General features: G+C 54.8%; 14 protein-coding genes. 1 reads left to right on the top strand and 13 read right to left on the bottom strand.

Annotated elements, in window-relative coordinates:
- Positions 1–27 precede the first annotated feature (27 nt).
- The 5 genes from Q1K76_RS05730 to Q1K76_RS05710 form a co-directional block, all read right to left on the bottom strand.
- On the bottom strand, positions 28–2,076 hold the full coding sequence (locus tag Q1K76_RS05730; protein WP_300131738.1) for a dihydrofolate reductase: 2,049 nt from the start codon (positions 2,074–2,076) through the stop codon (positions 28–30).
- Between the two features lie 22 nt (positions 2,077–2,098).
- Positions 2,099–3,280, bottom strand: a complete 1,182-nt coding sequence (locus Q1K76_RS05725; protein ID WP_087407521.1) for a class I SAM-dependent rRNA methyltransferase — start codon at positions 3,278–3,280, stop codon at positions 2,099–2,101.
- 6 nt (positions 3,281–3,286) lie between these two features.
- The gene (rseP, locus tag Q1K76_RS05720) at positions 3,287–4,609 is read right to left on the bottom strand and encodes an RIP metalloprotease RseP (RefSeq protein ID WP_300131736.1); all 1,323 of its coding nucleotides are present in this window, start codon (positions 4,607–4,609) and stop codon (positions 3,287–3,289) included.
- 26 nt (positions 4,610–4,635) lie between these two features.
- Entirely contained in the window at positions 4,636–5,787 is a 1,152-nt protein-coding gene (locus tag Q1K76_RS05715) for a 1-deoxy-D-xylulose-5-phosphate reductoisomerase (RefSeq protein ID WP_087407519.1), read from the bottom strand.
- Positions 5,788–5,863: 76 nt separating this feature from the next.
- Positions 5,864–6,733 carry a peptidoglycan DD-metalloendopeptidase family protein gene (locus Q1K76_RS05710; protein ID WP_300131734.1) on the bottom strand — a complete coding sequence of 290 codons (870 nt, stop codon included), beginning with the start codon at positions 6,731–6,733 and terminating at the stop codon, positions 5,864–5,866.
- A gap of 276 nt (positions 6,734–7,009) precedes the next feature.
- On the opposite strand from Q1K76_RS05710, the gene Q1K76_RS05705 reads away from it, so the two are divergent.
- Positions 7,010–8,197, top strand: coding sequence for an OmpA family protein (locus tag Q1K76_RS05705; protein WP_300131732.1), 1,188 nt, complete (start codon positions 7,010–7,012; stop codon positions 8,195–8,197).
- Between the two features lie 89 nt (positions 8,198–8,286).
- Here Q1K76_RS05705 and leuB read toward each other — a convergent pair whose 3' ends face one another.
- The 8 genes from leuB to Q1K76_RS05665 form a co-directional block, all read right to left on the bottom strand.
- Positions 8,287–9,363, bottom strand: coding sequence for a 3-isopropylmalate dehydrogenase (leuB, locus tag Q1K76_RS05700; protein WP_300131730.1), 1,077 nt, complete (start codon positions 9,361–9,363; stop codon positions 8,287–8,289).
- An 11-nt stretch (positions 9,364–9,374) separates the two neighbouring features.
- Positions 9,375–10,922 (bottom strand): alpha-isopropylmalate synthase regulatory domain-containing protein, encoded by a 1,548-nt coding sequence (locus Q1K76_RS05695; protein WP_300131727.1) that lies wholly within the window; start codon positions 10,920–10,922, stop codon positions 9,375–9,377.
- 10 nt (positions 10,923–10,932) lie between these two features.
- A complete protein-coding gene (leuD, locus tag Q1K76_RS05690; protein ID WP_087407516.1) occupies positions 10,933–11,523 on the bottom strand; it encodes a 3-isopropylmalate dehydratase small subunit in 591 nt (196 codons plus the stop codon).
- Between the two features lie 12 nt (positions 11,524–11,535).
- The gene (gene leuC, locus Q1K76_RS05685; RefSeq protein ID WP_300131724.1) at positions 11,536–12,930 is read right to left on the bottom strand and encodes a 3-isopropylmalate dehydratase large subunit; all 1,395 of its coding nucleotides are present in this window, start codon (positions 12,928–12,930) and stop codon (positions 11,536–11,538) included.
- Between the two features lie 10 nt (positions 12,931–12,940).
- On the bottom strand, positions 12,941–14,437 hold the full coding sequence (locus Q1K76_RS05680; protein WP_087407514.1) for a 2-isopropylmalate synthase: 1,497 nt from the start codon (positions 14,435–14,437) through the stop codon (positions 12,941–12,943).
- Positions 14,438–14,749: 312 nt separating this feature from the next.
- On the bottom strand, positions 14,750–15,364 hold the full coding sequence (locus tag Q1K76_RS05675; protein WP_258327226.1) for a hypothetical protein: 615 nt from the start codon (positions 15,362–15,364) through the stop codon (positions 14,750–14,752).
- A gap of 133 nt (positions 15,365–15,497) precedes the next feature.
- A complete protein-coding gene (locus Q1K76_RS05670; RefSeq protein WP_008862117.1) occupies positions 15,498–16,358 on the bottom strand; it encodes an RNA polymerase sigma factor RpoD/SigA in 861 nt (286 codons plus the stop codon).
- Between the two features lie 233 nt (positions 16,359–16,591).
- The gene (locus Q1K76_RS05665) at positions 16,592–18,091 is read right to left on the bottom strand and encodes a Do family serine endopeptidase (protein ID WP_087407512.1); all 1,500 of its coding nucleotides are present in this window, start codon (positions 18,089–18,091) and stop codon (positions 16,592–16,594) included.
- Positions 18,092–18,124 lie beyond the last annotated feature (33 nt).

The following is an 18,124-nucleotide window of genomic DNA, read 5'->3' as shown; positions in this document are numbered from 1 at the left end:
GGCCGAGCGGGTTATCGGGATAAGAACTTATTTCTTAACCGGGAAGGGTGTGCAGATGGGCAGCGGCGAGTAATCTTTCGAGTATCTCAGCATCTGCTCGGCATAACCTTCGTTGTACGAAATCTTGATGTCGGTAATGTTGCCGTTGGCATCGGTAACCGGCGTGTATACGGGGTTGACAAATCCCTTGTAGGGAGCGATGTGCAGGTTCTCGTAACGGGCCAGAACCTCTTTGTGCAGTTCGGGGTCGACGATGACACCATATTGTTCAACCAGATTCTTGCCGCTCTCGTAGTCGCCTTCCGATTTGATGCGTTGTACTTCGGCCAACAGTTGTCCGAGGAGCGTGCGCAGTTTCTCGTAGTCGTTCACTACCACGTAGGTCTTGCCGTCGCGTTTGGCAAACTCGATTACCTTGTCGGCTTTGCCGTGCTCATAGGCCCAGCGGGCGATGAGCTGACGGTTGCGCATGTGCGACTCTTCGATATTCTTGCCCGGCTCGATGCGGGTGAGCTGAGTCATCAGACCGTTCATCATGTATTGATAGTAAGCAGCTTTGTAAGCATCGGGCGAGGGGAGCAGACCCAGTTCCAGAATTTTGGAATCGGCCATGTAGTAGAGGGCGAAGAGGTCGGCGCGAGCCTCCTCGAGCGTAGAGCTGTAAGCCTTCAGAGCATCGGGGTCTACACCGGGGAGCAGCTTGCCCGAGCCGTGACCCAGACACTCGTGCAGGTCGGTGTGCAGGTTGTCGGCCTGGAGCAGGTATTTGTTGATGAGGTCGCGCTCGGTGTCGCTCCATACGAACTCGTCGTTGAATCCGTTACCCTGGGCAGCCTTCTCGTAAGCCTCGGTAATGTTTTCAATGGTTACCGACTTGGAGCCGTGCAGGTGGCGAATCCAGTTGGAGTTGGGCAGGTTGATACCGATCGGGGTCGAGGGGTAGCAGTCGCCGGCCAGCATGGCAGCGGTGATGACCTTGGCCGATACACCCTTTACCTCCTCTTTCTTGAAGCGGGCATCTATCGGCGAGTGGTCTTCGAACCATTGGGCGTTTTCGCTGATGGTGTGGGTGCGTTTCGAGGCTTCGAGGTTCTTGAAGTTGACAATCGACTCCCAGCTGGCTTTCATGCCCAGCGGGTCGCCGTAGGTCTCGGTAAAGCCGTTTACGAAGTCGACTTGCGAATCGAGGTCTTTTACCCACAGGATAGCGTACTCGTCAAAGTCTTTCAGGTCGCCTGTCTGGTAATATTCGATGAGTTTCTCGATGACCTGTTTCTGTTGGTCGTTCTCGGCTACGCCGGCTGCTTTCTGCAACCAGAATACAATCTTTTCGATAGCTTCGGTGTAGAGGCCGCCTACTTTGTAGGTCTCTTCCATAATCTTGCCGTCGCGTTTTACCAGACGGCTGTTCAGTCCGTAAGAGATGGGAGTCTCGTCTTTGGGGTCCTTCATGTTGCTGTAGAAGGCCTCGGCTTCGGCTTGGGTTACCCCGTCGTAATAGTTGCAGGCCGAGGTGGCGATGAGGTCTTCGCCGGCAGCCTGGTTCACCCGTTTAGGCATGACCGTAGGGTCGAAGATAACGGGCACCAGCGTATTGAGGAGGTCGTCGACCGTAGCACCTTCGGTGAGCGGCAGTTTCTTCGGGTCGAGCGATTTCACGGCATCGACAAAGAACTCTTGCGAGAAACCGGGCACGAATTTATCGCATCCGTAGTGGTGGTGGATACCGTTGGAGAACCATACCCGTTTCAGGTATACTTCGAAGTTCTTGAAGTCTTCGCTTTGGCGGTCGCCGGTATAGTCCTGATAGATTGCTTCGAGGGTACGGCGGATAGCCAGGTTCCATTTTCCGTTCTGGTCATAGAGAATGTCCCGACCGTAGGCGGCAGCCTCGGAGAGGTAGTAGACCAGCTCTTTCTGTTGAAGTGTCAACTCTTCGAATCCCGGTACTTTGTAGCGCAGGATTTCCAGATCGGCAAACGACTCTACGGTGTAGTCGAAGTCGTCTTTCTTTTCTTGGGTAGCACACGAGGCCAAGATTAGCAATGAAGCCATGGTACAAACGATTTTTTTCATATAATGTGATTTTGAAATTGGTTTATTCTACATAGAGAACCAGCCCTTTCAGGTATTCGCCCTCGGGGTGGTAGATGTTTACGGGGTGGTCGGCCGGCTGGGTGAGCTGGTGCAGGATGCGCACGTTGCGCCCCGTCTGTGCCGCCGCGCTGAAGACCGCCAGCCTGAAATTCTCCTTGCTTACCACCTGTGAACAGGAGAAGGTGAAGAGGATGCCGCCCGGGCGAATCTTCTCGATGGCCTTGGCATTGAGCTTGCGGTAGCCTTGCAGGGCGTTGTTCAGCACCTTCTTGTGTTTGGCGAAGGCCGGTGGGTCGAGTATGATGAGGTCGTACTGGTCGCCCATGGAGTCGAGAAACTTGAACGCATCCTCGGCAAAGGCCTGGTGACGGCTGTCGCCGGGGAAGTTCAGCTCCACGTTCCGGCAGGTGAGGTCGATGGCTTTCGACGAACTGTCGACCGAGTGCACCAGCTTGGCATTGCCTCGCATGGCATAGAACGAGAATCCACCCGTGTAGCAGAACATGTTCAACACCGAACGGCCGCGGGCATACCGCTCGAGCAGGGCACGGTTCTCGCGTTGGTCTACAAAGAAGCCGGTTTTTTGTCCGCGCACCCAGTCGACATAGAATTTCAGTCCGTTTTCGGTGGCGATGTTGGGGGCGTCGCCTCCCAGCAGATATTCGTTCTCGGCATCGAGTTCGGCCTTGTAGGGGAGGGTCGTCTCCGACTTGTAGTAGATGTTGTCGATGCGGTCGCCCAGGACGGTTTTCAACGCTTCGGCAATCTGGTGACGGGCATAGTGCATGCCCGGCGTGTGGGCCTGCATGACGGCCGTGCGGTCATAGAGGTCGACGATGAGGCCCGGCAGGTTGTCGCCCTCGCCGTGTACCAGGCGGCAGGTGTTGTTGTGCTCGTTGAGCAGTGCCAGACTGAGCCGCACGTTGTAGGCCTCTTGCAGGCGCTTCACATAGAAAGCCTCGTCGATGGTCTCGGGTTTGAACGACAGGATGCGCACGGCGATGCTGCCGATCTGATATTGCCCGACACCGATAAAGTTGCCCTGGTGGTCGGTCACTTCGACAATTTCTCCCTCTTCCGGCTGTTTCTCAAAGCGGTATATGGCGCCGGAAAATACCCACGGGTGGAAGCGGTGGAACGAATCTTCCTTACCCGGTTTCAATGTTATTTTCGTATAGTTCATAATCGGTTATTTGAAAAAGAAGCGGACGATGTCGTTTCCGTTGGCATAGATGAGCAGGGCCAGCAGGAAAATCATGCCGCACATTTGGGCATACTCCATGAATTTTTCGTTGGGCTTGCGGCGGGTTATCACCTCGTAGAGCAGGAAGAGCACATGGCCGCCGTCGAGGGCCGGTATGGGCAGGATGTTCATGAAGGCCAGGATGACCGACAGGAAGGCCGTCATGCTCCAGAACGACTCCCAGTCCCACCGCTCGGGGAAGATGCTGCCAATGGCTCCGAAGCCCCCCAGGCTTTGCGCTCCCTCTTTGGTGAAGACATATTTCATGCTGTTGACGTAGCTTGTCAGTTTGCTCACACCCAGTTCGATACCTTTGGGGAATGACTCCCAGAAGCCGTAGTGCTCGGTTACCACTTCGTAGCTTTCGACCAGGGGCGAGATGAGAATGCCCAGATTGCCTACCGAGTCGGTGGCTACGGCCGTGGTCTGCAACGCGCCGTTGCGCAGGTAGGCTACGGTCACGGTGGTGTCGTGGCGAGTCGAGAGTACCTGGTGCAGCTCGTCGAGCGACGGGGTGGCCAGGCTGTCGATGGAGAGGATGCGGTCGCCCTTCAGCAATCCGGCCCGTTGGGCACCCGTATTGGCCGAGGCTTCATAAACGACCGGCGGAATGCGGTACATGGCAAACTGCTCCTCCTTGTCGATAAGGCGCAGCATGAAGTCCTTGGGTATGGCAATCGTCACCGTGTCGTTGCCGCGCAGTACCTGTACCTGTTTGGCCTCTACGATTTGCTGCAGGGTCTCGCTCGACATGAATCCGAGGTCAGCCCCGTCGGCCGTCAAGGGTATGTCGCCGTCGCGGAATCCTATCTCTTTGGCCGACTGGCAATACTCCATGCCGGCGTAGGCATTTTTGAACGGGATGTAGGTGGTGCCCCATGTGTAGGCAATCATCGAGTAGATGAAGATGGCCAGGATGAAGTTGAAGACCACGCCGGCCACCATGATGAGCAGTCTCTGCCAGGCCGGTTTCGAGCGGAACTCCCACGGCTTGGGGGGCTGTTTCATCTGCTCGCGGTCCATCGACTCGTCTATCATGCCGGCAATCTTCACATATCCGCCCAGCGGCAGCCAGCCCACGCCATACTCGGTGTGGCTGTTTTTGGGCTTGAACTTGAAGAGCGAGAACCAGGGGTCGAAAAAGAGGTAGAACTTCTCGACTCGAACCTTGAACAGGCGGGCAAAGATGAAGTGTCCGAACTCGTGTACGATGACCAGTATCGAGAGGCTCAACAGGAGTTGTACGGTTTTTATGAGGAATGTTTCCATCGGCGTATACAAATTGTTTTAGCGGGTTATTGAAGCAGCGTGGTCGCATAGTCGCGAGCCAGCTGGTTGGTGTGTACGTAATCTTCGTATCGGGGCGAGGCGATGAACTCGATGTGAGCCATCGTTTCGGCCACGATGCGGGCAATGCTGGGGTAGTCGATGGCATCGTGGAGGAAGGCAGCCACGGCTATTTCGTTGGCGGCATTCATGATGCAGGGCATGTTGCCCCCCTCGGCTACGGCATCGAAGGCATAGCGCAGCAGGGGGAACCGCTCGAGGTCGGGACGCTCGAAGGTGAGGTGGGCATACTGCTCGAGAGTGAGTTTCGAGTTGGGGCTCTCGAGTCGTGCCGGGTAGGAGAGGGCGTAGCGTATGGGCAGCCTCATGTCCTGCACGCCCAGTTGAGCCTTCACCGTACCGTCTTTGAACTGTACCATCGAGTGCACGATCGATTGCGGGTGCACGGCTATCTCTATGTCTTTGGGGTCGACGTCGAAAAGCCATTTGGCCTCAATCATCTCGAATCCCTTGTTCATCAGAGTGGCAGAGTCGATGGTGATTTTATGCCCCATGTTCCACTTGGGATGCTTGAGGGCGTCGTTTTTGGTGACGTGTTTCATCTGTTCGGCTGTCAACTCTCTGAAGGGGCCGCCCGAAGCGGTGAGGATAATCTTGTCGATAGGGTTGTCCCACTCGCCTACCAGGCATTGGAAGATGGCCGAGTGCTCCGAGTCGACGGGAATAATGGGGGCGTGGTATTCGAGCGCGAGCTGTTTGATGAGGTCGCCCGCCACAACCAGGGTCTCCTTGTTGGCCAAGGCTATGGTCTTGTGAGCCTCGATGGCGCGGATGGTCGGTCTCAGCCCCGCGTAGCCCACCATGGCGGTAACCACGATGTCGATGGGGGCAGCCTCGACGATTTGGGCTATGGCCTCGTCGCCGGCATAGACCTTGATGGGATACTCCTTCAAGGCCTCTTTCAACCGGGGGTAGTGGGCCTCGTTGGCAATGACTACCGAGTCGGGGTTGAATCGTTTGGCTTGTTCGATAAGCAGCTCTACGTTGTTGTTGGCTGTCAGGGTATATACTTCGAACAGGTCGGGATATTCGGCAACCACGTCCAGAGTCTGGGTGCCGATCGAGCCTGTCGAACCTAATATGGCTAATTGTTTTTTCATTCGGGTTAAGATGTCAGAATCCTCGGGTTAAACTATGCAAAGGTATAAAATAAAGTCTATCTTCTGCGAATCGAGGTCAGAAAGTAATATATTTTTCGGGGTCGAGCGATTGTCCCATGTGCCATAACTGAAATTCGGCTGTGCACGATTGTTTCGACGATTTGCCCTTTTCCCAGCCGGTAACGGCAATTTTCTCGCCGCCCAGCACCTTTTCGCCGATAGCTTTCAGGATGCCCGAGTTGTATTTGTAGATAGACAGATAGTTGTTGCTGTGCTGTATGGACACCACATAGCCATAGTCGGGAGTGTATCCGGCCGAGACGATGGTCCCGTCGAGCACCGACGATACAGCCGTATTGCGCGGGCACTGCACCTCTACGCCGAAGTGTCCCGCATGCGGGTCGTAGCCCTGCACGATTTCGCCCTTCAGCGGCGTGTAGAAGAGTTTGCCGTCGATAGGGGTGGTGGGGGTAAAGACGTTGAGGGTATATTTCTCTTCCTGTTCGTACTGCTTTACATACTCTTTCATCCGTTGCGACTGGGGCAGCAGGGTATCTCTGCGGGTCGAGAGCAGACTGTCGGCCTGCTGGCCGATGGAGTCGATTTTGATTTCGCCCGTGAGTATGGCCGCGAGGTTCTCGATGTAGGCATCGCGCCGTTGCACCTCGGCAGCCAGCGAGTCGACCCGCAGGATTTTGTCGACCATCTCGATACGCTCTTCGGCCTTCAGGTAGCCGGGCAGCAGATTCCTCACCGGGGTACCTACGATGATCGAGAGTATGGCTATGACGATAAGGGCAACGAGTAGTATGGCGGTTATGATGGCTCCCGTCCGCGAGAAACAGATGGTCCACACATCCTCCAGCGAACTCTCGTTGAAGAAGGTCAGTTTGTATTTGGAGCGTTTCCGGGGAAAGAAATCGGAACTCTTTTTATTTCGTTTCATAGATTCTATGACTCTGTTTGCTACTATAAAGGTATGATATTCATCGGCTACGTGCAAATTTAGTAATTTATTACCAACCGCTATATGCTGTTTTCATTTTTTATGAGACGCTTACAAGGGCTAAATAGTATGGATTTTTCCTATTCTTTTCTCTTCGGCCGGTGAACACATTCTTTTATCCGGTTGTTTTAGGTTACAAAAACAGATAGTAGCGACGACCGGCTGCTCTCTTTTTGAACTGTAAACAGCAAAATTGTATAACTAAAACGCATGAAGATGAAAACAAAATTCTTTTTTTTAGCAGTAGCTGCGGCTACAACATCGCTTTGCGGATATGTCGAATCGGCTTCGGCACAAGCGATTATCGTCGAAGAAGATGTTTCGGTGACCGAGGTTCTGCCCGGCAAGCCTCGATACTACTCCGATAGCCATAAAAACAACTGGTTCATTTCGTTGGGTGCCGGTGGTCAGACTTTCTTGACCGAGCACACGGGCGATGCTCAATATACCTTGGCCATGAACTTTGCCATAGGCAAGTGGATAAGCCCTTATCTGGGATTCCGTCTGTCGGCTATGGGTGGAGCCCTGCATACCAACTGGCCATTCTCCGAAGGGGTGATGACGCACATGCGTTACGCTGCAGTCTATGGCGATTTGATGTGGGATATGTTCAACACCTTCCACGGCTATAACGAGCGTCGTGTCTTCTCGATTATTCCTTTTGCCGGTGCCGGTGGTATCTATTCGTTCCACAATACGCCGTATGGCAGCAAGACCTATGCTTTCCCCATTACGGCCGGTATCAAGTTGAATTTCAGATTGTCGCACTATGTCGACTTCTTCCTCGAAGGTCGTGGCAACCTCATTGGCGACCACTTCAACGGTATTGTCGAGGGAAAAGAGGTTGAGAGTGTCGTTTCGGCTGTCGGCGGTTTCTCGATCAAGTTCGGTAAAGAGCGCTTCAAAGCTTATGATGCGTATGCCGACCAGATGATGATCAACCAGTTGAACGACAAAGTGAACCGGTTGAGAGGCCAGCTCGAGGAGTGTGAGTCGCAAGAGGTGGAGTGCCCGCCCTGTCCCGAACCGGTTGTCGAGGAGGTGACGGTTGTCGAGCCGGCCGGTTGCAACCAGGAGCTGACCGGTGTGGTACGCTTCACCATCAACAGTGCCGTGGTCTCCGACGAAGAGATGGTCAACGTCTACAACATCGCCCAGTGGCTCAAGAGCAACCCCTCGTGCAATATCTCGGTGATAGGGTATGCCGACAAGGATACGGGTACTCCCGAGTATAACAAGCAACTGAGCCAACGCCGTGCCGAATCGGTGGTAAAGCTGCTCACCGGGAAATACAACATCGATAAAAAACGGATACAAATCGTAGCTAACGGCAGCGACTCGCAACTGTATCCGAAGAACAATAACTGGAACCGCATCGTCGTCTTTGCCGGTTCGGCCCAGTGACAACAGAGTCTGTTTTTAATGCGAAAGCGGGTGACCTTGTGTGCAGGTCACCCGCTTTTTGTATGTCGGTAGTGCGACTCGGTTCGGTCTTAATGTTGCTCAATCCATTTTACAATCCACTCGCCTACCTCGTGGGTGTGGCAGGTGGGGACTCCCGGGTCGGCAATATCCTCGGTCACGATGCCGGCTTTCATCGACTCGGCTACGGCTTGCCTGATGAGGTCGGCCTCGGCTTTCAGATCGAAGGCGTATTCGAACATCATGGCGGCCGACAGAATCGTGGCCAGCGGGTTGGCTATGTCTTTGCCGGCGGCTTGCGGGTAGGAGCCGTGTATGGGCTCGAATACCGAGGTGTGTAGCCCGATCGAGGCCGAGGGCAGCATGCCCAGCGAGCCGGTGATGACCGACCCCTCGTCGGTGAGGATGTCGCCGAACATGTTTTCGGTCACGATGACGTCGAAGCTCTTGGGCCATTGAATCATGCGCATGGCGGCGTTGTCGACGAAGAGAAACTCGGTCTCTACTTCGGGATATTCGGCGGCAATCTCTTGTGTCACTTCGCGCCAGAGCCGCGAGGTGGCCAGGATGTTGGCCTTGTCGACCATCGTCACCTTCTTGCGTCGGCGCATGGCATAGTCGTAGGCGAGCTGTACGATGCGGGTAATCTCTTCGCGGCTGTACATGCAGGTGTCGTAGGCCACGCTGCCGTCTTCGCTGCGGCCTTGCGGACGGCCGAAGTAGAGGCCGCCGGTGAGTTCGCGGATGCACATGAAGTCGGCCCCGTCAATCAGTTCGGCCCGCAGGGGCGACTTGTGAATCAGCCCCGGGAAGGTGGTGATGGGGCGGATGTTGGCAAAGAGCCCCAGTTTCTTGCGCATGGCGAGCAATCCCTGCTCGGGGCGAACCTTGGCGTTGGGGTTGTTGTCGTATTTGGGCGAGCCTATGGCACCGAACAGTACGGCGTCGGAGCGCATGCACAACTCGTGGGTCGAGTCGGGGTAGGGCGAGCCGGTCTCTTCGATGGCGCAGGCTCCCACCGGGGCCGTTTCGTGCAAGATGGTGTGACCGAATTTCTTACCGACGGCCAGAGTCACGTTCAAGGCCTGTTCCACTACCTCCGGGCCTATGCCGTCGCCCGGTAATACTGCGATATGTAATTCCTTCATGCGGTTGTGTTTTAAGAGTTTGCTATGATGTGTTCCTTGTGTTCTTTATCTTCGATGAGGTTGAGCATTTTGATGGTGGCCTGTATGGCAGCCTCCATCTGGTCGGCATCGAGGCCCTGGGTTTTCAGCACGCCGCCGTTGTAGTCCCACGAGATGACGGTCTGCACGAGGGCGTCGGTGCGACCACCCGGCGGAATGTTCACCGTGTAGTTGGTGAGCAGGGGCAGGGTGCGGCCCAGCTGTTCCTTGTAGATTTTGCGGATGGCCTTTACAAAGGCATCGTACTGACCGTCGCCGGTCGATGCCCCCTCGTACACCTGGCCGTTGATGTCGATGGCGATAATGGCTACCGGCTTGAGCCCCTGCGAGAGGTTGAGGGTGTAGTTGACCACCTTCACGTGCTGGGCGATGGTCTGGTGCTTCAGCACGTCGGAGATGATGTAGGGGAGGTCTTCGGGAGTGACCATCTCTTTTTTGTCGCTCAGCTCGACCACCCGTTGGGTAACCCGCTGTATCGATTCTTCGTCGAGCTCGATGCCCAGCGATTCGAGATTCTTGCGGATGTTGGCCCGCCCCGAGGTCTTGCCCAGGGCATACTCGCGTTTGCGGCCGAAGCGCTCGGGCAGCAGGTCGTTGTAGTAGAGGTTGTTCTTGTTGTCACCGTCGGCATGGACGCCGGCACATTGGGTGAAGACCGACTCGCCGATGATGGGCTTGTTGGCGGCTACCCGCACACCCGAGTAGGATTCGACGATGCGGCTCACCTTGTTGAGCATGTTTTCGGTGACACCCGTCGTGGCCTTCACCTGGTCGTGCAGCACGGCCAATACACTGGTAAGAGGCGCGTTCCCGGCCCGTTCGCCCAGTCCGTTGACGGTACAGTGCACCCCCTGTATGCCGGTAAGGGCGGCTGCGAAGGTGTTGGCCGTGGCCAGGTCGTAGTCGTTGTGGGCGTGGAAGTCGAACCGCAGGTTGGGGTAGCGGCGACGCATGGCCCGGCAATACTTCAGGGTCTGGAGCGGGTTGAGAATGCCCAGCGTGTCGGGCAGCATGAACCGCTCTACGGCTTCGTTCTTCAGTGCGTCGACCAGTTGGTAGACATATTGCGGCGAGTGCTGTATGCCGTTCGACCAGTCCTCGAGGTAGAGGTTGATTTTCAGTCCGGCTTCCCGAGCCTTTCTTATGGCTGCCTTGATGTCGGCGATATGCTCCTGTACCGTCTTTTTGAGCTGGAAGGTGCAGTGCTTTTCCGAGCCCTTGCAGAGCAGGTTCATCACCCGGGCCCCGCACGAGCGTATCCACTCGATCGAGGCTCCGTTGTCGAGGAATCCCAGAATCTCTATTTTGTCGATGTGCCCTCGTTTCCGGGCCCATTCGCACAGTTGGGTGGCAGTTTCGTATTCGCCCGACGAGATTCGGGCCGAAGCTATTTCGATGCGGGGGATCTTCAACTCCTCGAGGAGCAGCCGGGCAATGCTCAATTTTTCTTGCCGGGCAAAAGATACCCCCGAGGTCTGTTCGCCGTCCCGCAGCGTTGTATCCATGATTTCTATAAACATAGGCAATCGTTTACTGGTGTGTGGCTTCCCACGCTTCGATTTGCGGCTTTTTGCTGAGCAGATAGTCGATGTCGTCGTAACCGTTGAGCAGGCAGCTCTTTTTATAGGGATTGATTTCAAAATGTTCCGACACGCCGCTGGTGTTGTCGGTGATGGTCTGCGCCTCGAGATTGACCGTCACGGTCGCTTTCGGGTTGGCCTGGATATGGCGGAAGAGGTCGGCCAGGAACTCTTCGGAGACTACGACCGGCAACACCCCGTTGTTGAGGGCGTTGTTCTTGAAGATGTCGGCAAAGAAGCTCGACACCACCACCCGGAATCCGTACCCGGCGATAGCCCAGGCGGCATGCTCGCGGCTCGAGCCGCTGCCGAAGTTTTTGCCGGCTACCAGTATCTGGCCCGAGTAGGCGGGGTTGTTGAGCACGAAGTCGGCCACGGGTTTCCCCTCCTTGTCGTAGCGCCAGTCGCGGAAGAGGTTTTCGCCGAATCCCTCGCGCGATACGGCTTTGAGGAATCGGGCCGGAATGATTTGGTCGGTGTCGACATTTTCCTGGGGAAGGGGAATGCACGACGAGGTTATGATATTTATTTTTTCAATCATGGCAGTGTAAAGTTATAAAAATTTTCGTGGATCGGTTATCTCACCCGTGATGGCTGCGGCTGCCGCTACCAGCGGCCCGGCCAGGATGGTGCGGGCTCCGGGGCCCTGACGCCCTTCGAAGTTGCGGTTCGAGGTCGATACCGCATATTTGCCGGCCGGCACTTTGTCGTCGTTCATGGCCAGGCAGGCCGAGCAACCCGGCTGACGTATCTCGAACCCGGCTTCGGCCAGCGTGCGGTCGAGCCCTTCGGCCTTGATCTGGCGGGCTACCGCTTGCGAACCGGGCACGAGCCAGGCGGTCACGTGGTCGGCTTTCCGATGCCCCTTCACCAGTCGGGCAAAGGCTCTGAAGTCTTCGATGCGACCGTTGGTGCAACTGCCCAAGAAGACGTAGTCGATTTTTTTGCCCAGCAGCTTCTCTCCAGCCTTGAAGCCCATGTAGCGAAGCGCCTGGCGGAACGACAGCTTGCCGCTCTCGTCGATACTTTCTTCCGTAGGGATGGCCTCGTCGATGGCAATACCCATGCCGGGGTTGGTCCCGTAGGTGATGCGAGGCGCGATGTCGGCGGCCTGGAAGGTCACCTCGCGGTCGAAGGTGGCATCGGCATCGCTGTGCAACGTCTTCCAGTAGGCGAGAGCCCGGTCCCAGGCTTCGCCTTTGGGGGCAAACTCGCGCTCCTTGACGTAGGCAAAGGTGGTTTCGTCGGGGGCAATCAGTCCGCCGCGGGCTCCCATCTCGATACTGAGGTTGCATACGGTCATGCGCTCCTCCATGCTGAGGGCGCGGATGGCCTCGCCGGCATACTCGACAAAGTAGCCGGTGGCCCCGCCCGTAGTCATCCGGGCGATGATATAGAGGGCTATATCTTTGGCGGTGACACCGGGGGCGAGTTGTCCCTCGATGTTGATACGCATGGTTTTGGGTTTGGGCTGCAAGATGCACTGCGAGGCCAGTACCATGGCTACCTCGCTGGTACCGATACCGAAGGCGATGGCGCCGAAGGCTCCATGGGTAGAGGTGTGGCTGTCGCCGCATACGATAGTCATGCCCGGCAGGGTGAGCCCGTACTCGGGACCGATTACGTGGATGATGCCGTTCTTCTCGTTGCCCAGACCGTAGTAGGTGAGGCCGAACTCCCGGGCGTTGCGGGCGAGCGTGTCGACCTGGTTGCGCGACACGGGGTCGGCAATGAGTCGGTCCTGATGGAGCGTGGGTATGTTGTGGTCGGGCGAGCAGACGGTCTTCTGCGGGCGGAATACCTTCAACTTACGTTCGCGCAACTCGTTGAAAGCCTGCGGACTGGTCACTTCGTGGCAGTAGTGCCGGTCGATGTAGAGCTGATCGGGACCACCGGCTACCGAGGTAACTACGTGGGCGTCCCATATCTTGTCGAATAACGTGTTCATGTCGTGTGATTTATATGATAAATTTGTTGATTGCGTCGATAAAGGCTTCGGCCGAGGCGGCTACGATGTCGGTATTGGCCGAGAAGCCGTAGTAGGAGGCGTTGTTGTGGACGACGGTCATGTGCACCTTGCCTACGTCGTCGCTGCCTCGGGTGATGGCCTGGATGAGAAATTCGCTCACCACCATCTTGCGGTGGATGATGCAGCGGATGGCATTGATGGCGGCATCGACGGGTCCGTTGCCCGAAGCGGCAGCCTCGAACTTTTCGCCAGCAATGTCGAGCCCGATGCTGGCTACCGACTTGATGCCTACGCCTGCCGTTACTTGCAGGAAGTCGAGGCGGATGCGGGCATTGGCCGTGCGCTCTTTACCCACGAGCATCAGTATATCGTCGTCATTGATGTCTTTTTTGCGGTCGGCCAGTTTGAGGAACGCCTCATAGGCTTTGTCGAGCGCCTCTTTGTCGAGCTCGATGCCCAGCAGGTGAAGGCGGTGCTTGAGGGCGGCTCGTCCGCTGCGGGCGGTCAATACAATCGAGGTTTCGTCGATACCCACCTCTTTGGGGTCGATAATCTCGTAGCTCTCGCGATTCTTCAGCACGCCGTCCTGATGGATGCCCGACGAGTGGGCAAAGGCGTTGCGTCCCACGATGGCCTTGTTGGGCTGTACCGGCATATTCATCAGATTCGATACGAGGCGGCTCGTGCTGTAAATCTTCTGGGTGTTGATGTTGGTTTCGACTTGCAGGTCGTGGTGGCACTTGCAAATCATGGCTACCTCCTCGAGCGAGGTGTTTCCGGCCCGTTCGCCGATGCCGTTGATGGTCACCTCGGCCTGCCGGGCTCCGTTCTGGATGCCGGCCATGGTGTTGGCCGTAGCCATACCCAGGTCGTTGTGGCAGTGGGTAGCGATGACCACGCGGTCTATCCCCTCGACGTGCTCCATGAGGTAGCGAATCTTCTGGCCGAACTCGTCGGGCAGGCAGTAGCCGGTGGTGTCGGGTATGTTGATGACGGTGGCCCCGGCCTTGATGACGGCCTCGACGACGCGAGCCAGATATTCGTTGTCGGTACGGCCTGCATCTTCGGCGTAGAATTGTACATCCTCGACATATCGTTTGGCATACTTGACGGCAGCGACAGCCCGCTCGACAATCTCTTCGCGAGTCGAGTTGAACTTGTATTTGATGTGGTAGTCCGAGGTACCTATACCGGTGTGTATGCGTTTGTGCTTGGCGTATTGCAGGGCCTCGGCCGCTACCTTGATGTCGTTCTCGACTGCCCGGGTGAGGGCACAGATGGTGGGCCAGGTCACGGCCTTGGATATGGCTACGACAGATGCAAAGTCGCCGGGACTGGATACCGGGAATCCGGCTTCGATGACGTCGACCCCGAGGGCTTCGAGCGCTTTGGCCACTTGTATTTTTTCTACGGTGTTGAGCTGACAGCCGGGCACTTGCTCGCCGTCTCGTAGGGTAGTGTCGAAAATGTACAATCTGTCTGACATACTTTTACACATATATGAGGTTAATAAAAAAAGCCTTTCCCAACATATTCGTGAGAAAGGCTATATACGTTTCTTTATCGGTTTACTGCGCAACACTGATTCTCACTTCTCGTCGGGACTGTTCGATAGAAGATCAATAATAATCAGGTTATTTAGCAGCGATATAGTCATGTCGTATTGGCTTGATGCGATTGCAAAGGTAATTATTATTTCGAGAAAACAAAATAAAAAGACTGTTTTTATTGAGATAGGTTGGTTTTTTGCAATCGATTTCCGCTAAAACGTATCTATTTGCAATTCGAAACCGGGCTCTTAGAAACTGAGCCCCAACCGTACCGATACCAAGTGATTCCCGTTGATGTCCTGGAAGGCTCCCTTTTCGTCGGTGAAGGGTGATACCTGGTAAAAGTTGTAACCGATGAGCAGATGCGACCCGAATCGTTTGCTTACCGAGAGGTTGATACCCAGTCCGGCCGATCCGAAAAATCCGCCTTGATTCTCGCCCTTGCACATCTGATTGCTTGAGTAACCGGCCCGAAAGTCGACAAAGAAGAGAGATTTGTTTTTGAGCAGGTTGCTACGGAACAGCAGATAGATGGGGAGGTACTGGCGATTGCTCGAGAAGGAGTTGTGCAGACCAACACCCAGCCCCAGACACTTGATCATCGACGAGCGATAGCCGGCAAAGATGTCGACATCGAAGGTCGAGAGGTCGTTACCTGCCATGTCGATCGAGGCGCCTACCTCGGCTCCGAAGGTAAAGGGTTTTATCTTTTTGGCCTCACCGAGGTCGGCCAGGTTGCTTTCCCGCATGACATACTGGTTGTTGCCGTCTTCAAAACCTGTGGTCGACTCTTGTGCTGTTGCATTTTGTACCGAAACGAACAGGATAACCGGCAATAAGATACGATATAGGTATTTGTTCATAATGATATGCTTTGTGAAAACGAAGATAGAGGATTTCTGGCGATTAAGCAATCGAAGCGCAAGAAAAAAATTTAAAATAAAAAAACCGACTTGCATGCAGGTCGGTTTTTTTACTGTCTTTACGGGCAGGCAGTTAACCCAAATAAGTTTTTAACAATTTGCTTCTCGAGGCGGTGCGGAGCCGTCTGATGGCCTTCTCTTTGATTTGGCGTACACGCTCACGGGTCAAACCGAATTTATCGCCAATCTCTTCGAGGGTCATCTCTTGACAACCGATGCCGAAGAACATTTTGATAATTTCGCTTTCACGCGGTGTGAGTTGTTTCAGTGCCCGGTCTATCTCTTTCGAGAGCGACTCGTTGATAAGCGAGCGGTCGGCAATGGGGGAGTCGTCGTTGACCAGCACGTCGAGCAGACTGTTGTCTTCACCCTCGACAAACGGGGCATCGACCGAGATGTGACGGCCCGATACCTTCAGCGTATCGGAGATTTTGTCGACGGGTATATCCAACTCTTCGGCCAGCTCTTCGGGCGACGGGCGACGTTCGTTCTCCTGTTCGAATTTCGACAGCGCCTTGCTTATCTTGTTGAGCGAGCCTACCTGGTTGAGCGGCAAGCGTACGATACGCGATTGCTCGGCCAAGGCTTGCAGAATGGACTGACGAATCCACCATACGGCATAAGAGATGAATTTGAAACCTCGGGTTTCATCGAATTTCTCGGCGGCTTTGATCAATCCTAAGTTTCCTTCGTTGATTAAGTCGGGGAGGCTCAATCCCTGATTTTGATATTGTTTGGCAACCGAAACAACGAAACGCAAGTTGGCTCTCGTCAACTTCTCCAAAGCTGCATGGTCGCCTTTTTTGATGCGTTGGGCGAGCTCTACCTCTTCTTCTACCGTAATTAAGTCCTCGCGTCCGATTTCTTGCAGGTATTTATCCAGAGATGCACTCTCCCGGTTGGTAATCGATTTTGTAATTTTTAATTGTCTCATCTTGCAATATAGAGATTTGGGATTGCAAATATAGTATATTTGTTGTTAATAACGTAACAAAAAATGTTTAATTTTGAACGCGTGTCGGTAAAATCCTCGATTTGAGAACCGAGGCTTTATCATCCGCATCAATACAACGCTCGATGGTTCGTTCTGTTTCCCTCGTTAATGATATTTGGAATTTGGATACAGAAACAGGGATAAGGCCCTCGCGAGCCTTATCCCCGGTATGATTAGTCAGCCAAATCTACGGCGTAGTACATCATCTTTCCATTGGGGTATACACCCGTGATGAACATTACTTTCTGGGGTTGGTTCGACTTCACAATCGAGTCGTACATGCTCTCCAGATCGCTTACCGATTTCATGGGGGTGTTGTTGATTTCGAGGATGACAAACCCGTCTCTGATACCGGCCGATTTGAATTTGCCGTTCTTCAGGCCGATAACCTGTACACCGTAGCGGATATTCATCTCTCTCAGGCTCTTGGCGTCGAGCTCCTTGAATCCGGCGCCCAGCGAGTCCATACCGGCGATTTTGGTGATCTCGGTATTACCCTGGCTGTTCTTGAGGGTGAGCGATACGGTCTTCGACTCTTTGCCTCTCAGCAACCCGATTTTGATTTTGTCGCCGGGACGGTATTTGCTCAACTGCTCGGAGAGCATGGCACCGTTCTTGATTTTTACATCGTTGATCGAGGTGATTACATCGCCCTCCTTGATACCGGCCTCCATGGCAGCGCTGCGGTTATAAACCTCGCCAACATAGATACCCTCTTGCACCTCGAGGTTCTTGGCCTTGGCTACGTCGGAGTTGATTTCGACATATCCGATACCCAGCACGGCACGTTGTACGGTTCCGTACTCCTTGAGGTCGGCAATGACCTTGCTCACAATCGAGGTAGGAATGGCAAACGAGTAGCCTGCATAGCTGCCGGTCTCGGAGTAGATGGCGGTATTGATACCTACCAGCTCGCCGGCGGTGTTGACCAGTGCACCGCCACTGTTACCGGGGTTCACGGCTGCATCGGTCTGGATGAAGGCCTCGATACCCATCTTCTGGCTGTGGGGGTTGAGAGCGCTGATGCTACGGGCTTTGGCGCTGACGATACCGGCCGTCACGGTCGAGGTAAGTCCCAGCGGGTTACCTACGGCCAATACCCATTCGCCCACTTTCAGATTGTCCGAATCGCCGAATTTGACGATAGGCAGGTCTTTGGCATCGATTTTAATCAGGGCCAGGTCGGTCGAGGGGTCGGTGCCGATTACCCGGCCGTTGAAGGTACGGTTGTCGTTCAGGGTGATGTCGAGCTTGTCGGCCCCTTCGACCACGTGGTTGTTGGTCACGATATATCCGTCGGGGGTGATGATTACACCCGAACCCAGACCCGTACGGGGTTGAGGCTCGATGTTACGGCCGCCCTGTCCGAAGAAGTATTCGAAGAAGGGGTCGGTAAATCCGCCCATCTGGCTTTGCTTGGGGGTAGAGGTCGACTTGATGCTTACCACAGCATTGACCGTGTTTTCGGCCGCTATGGTAAAGTCGGTCTCGACAGCCGGATGGTTGGCAACTCGTGTGAAGCGGGTGGGCTGTGCATAACCGCTTTCGAGTGGTTGATCCTCGATTTTTGAATTGGCGGATCTATTGATTAAACTGAATGCTCCGATGGTAACCCCGGAACTTAGGATTGCCACTAAAGCAATACCCATCAATTTTTTTCCGTAAGAATTCATAATCTATTTGTTTTAAGTGTTAATATTCTGTTG

The organism is uncultured Barnesiella sp. (genome assembly GCF_946496565.1).
GTDB lineage: Bacteria > Bacteroidota > Bacteroidia > Bacteroidales > Barnesiellaceae > Barnesiella > Barnesiella merdigallinarum.
This window is presented reverse-complemented; position numbering and strand designations above follow the sequence as displayed.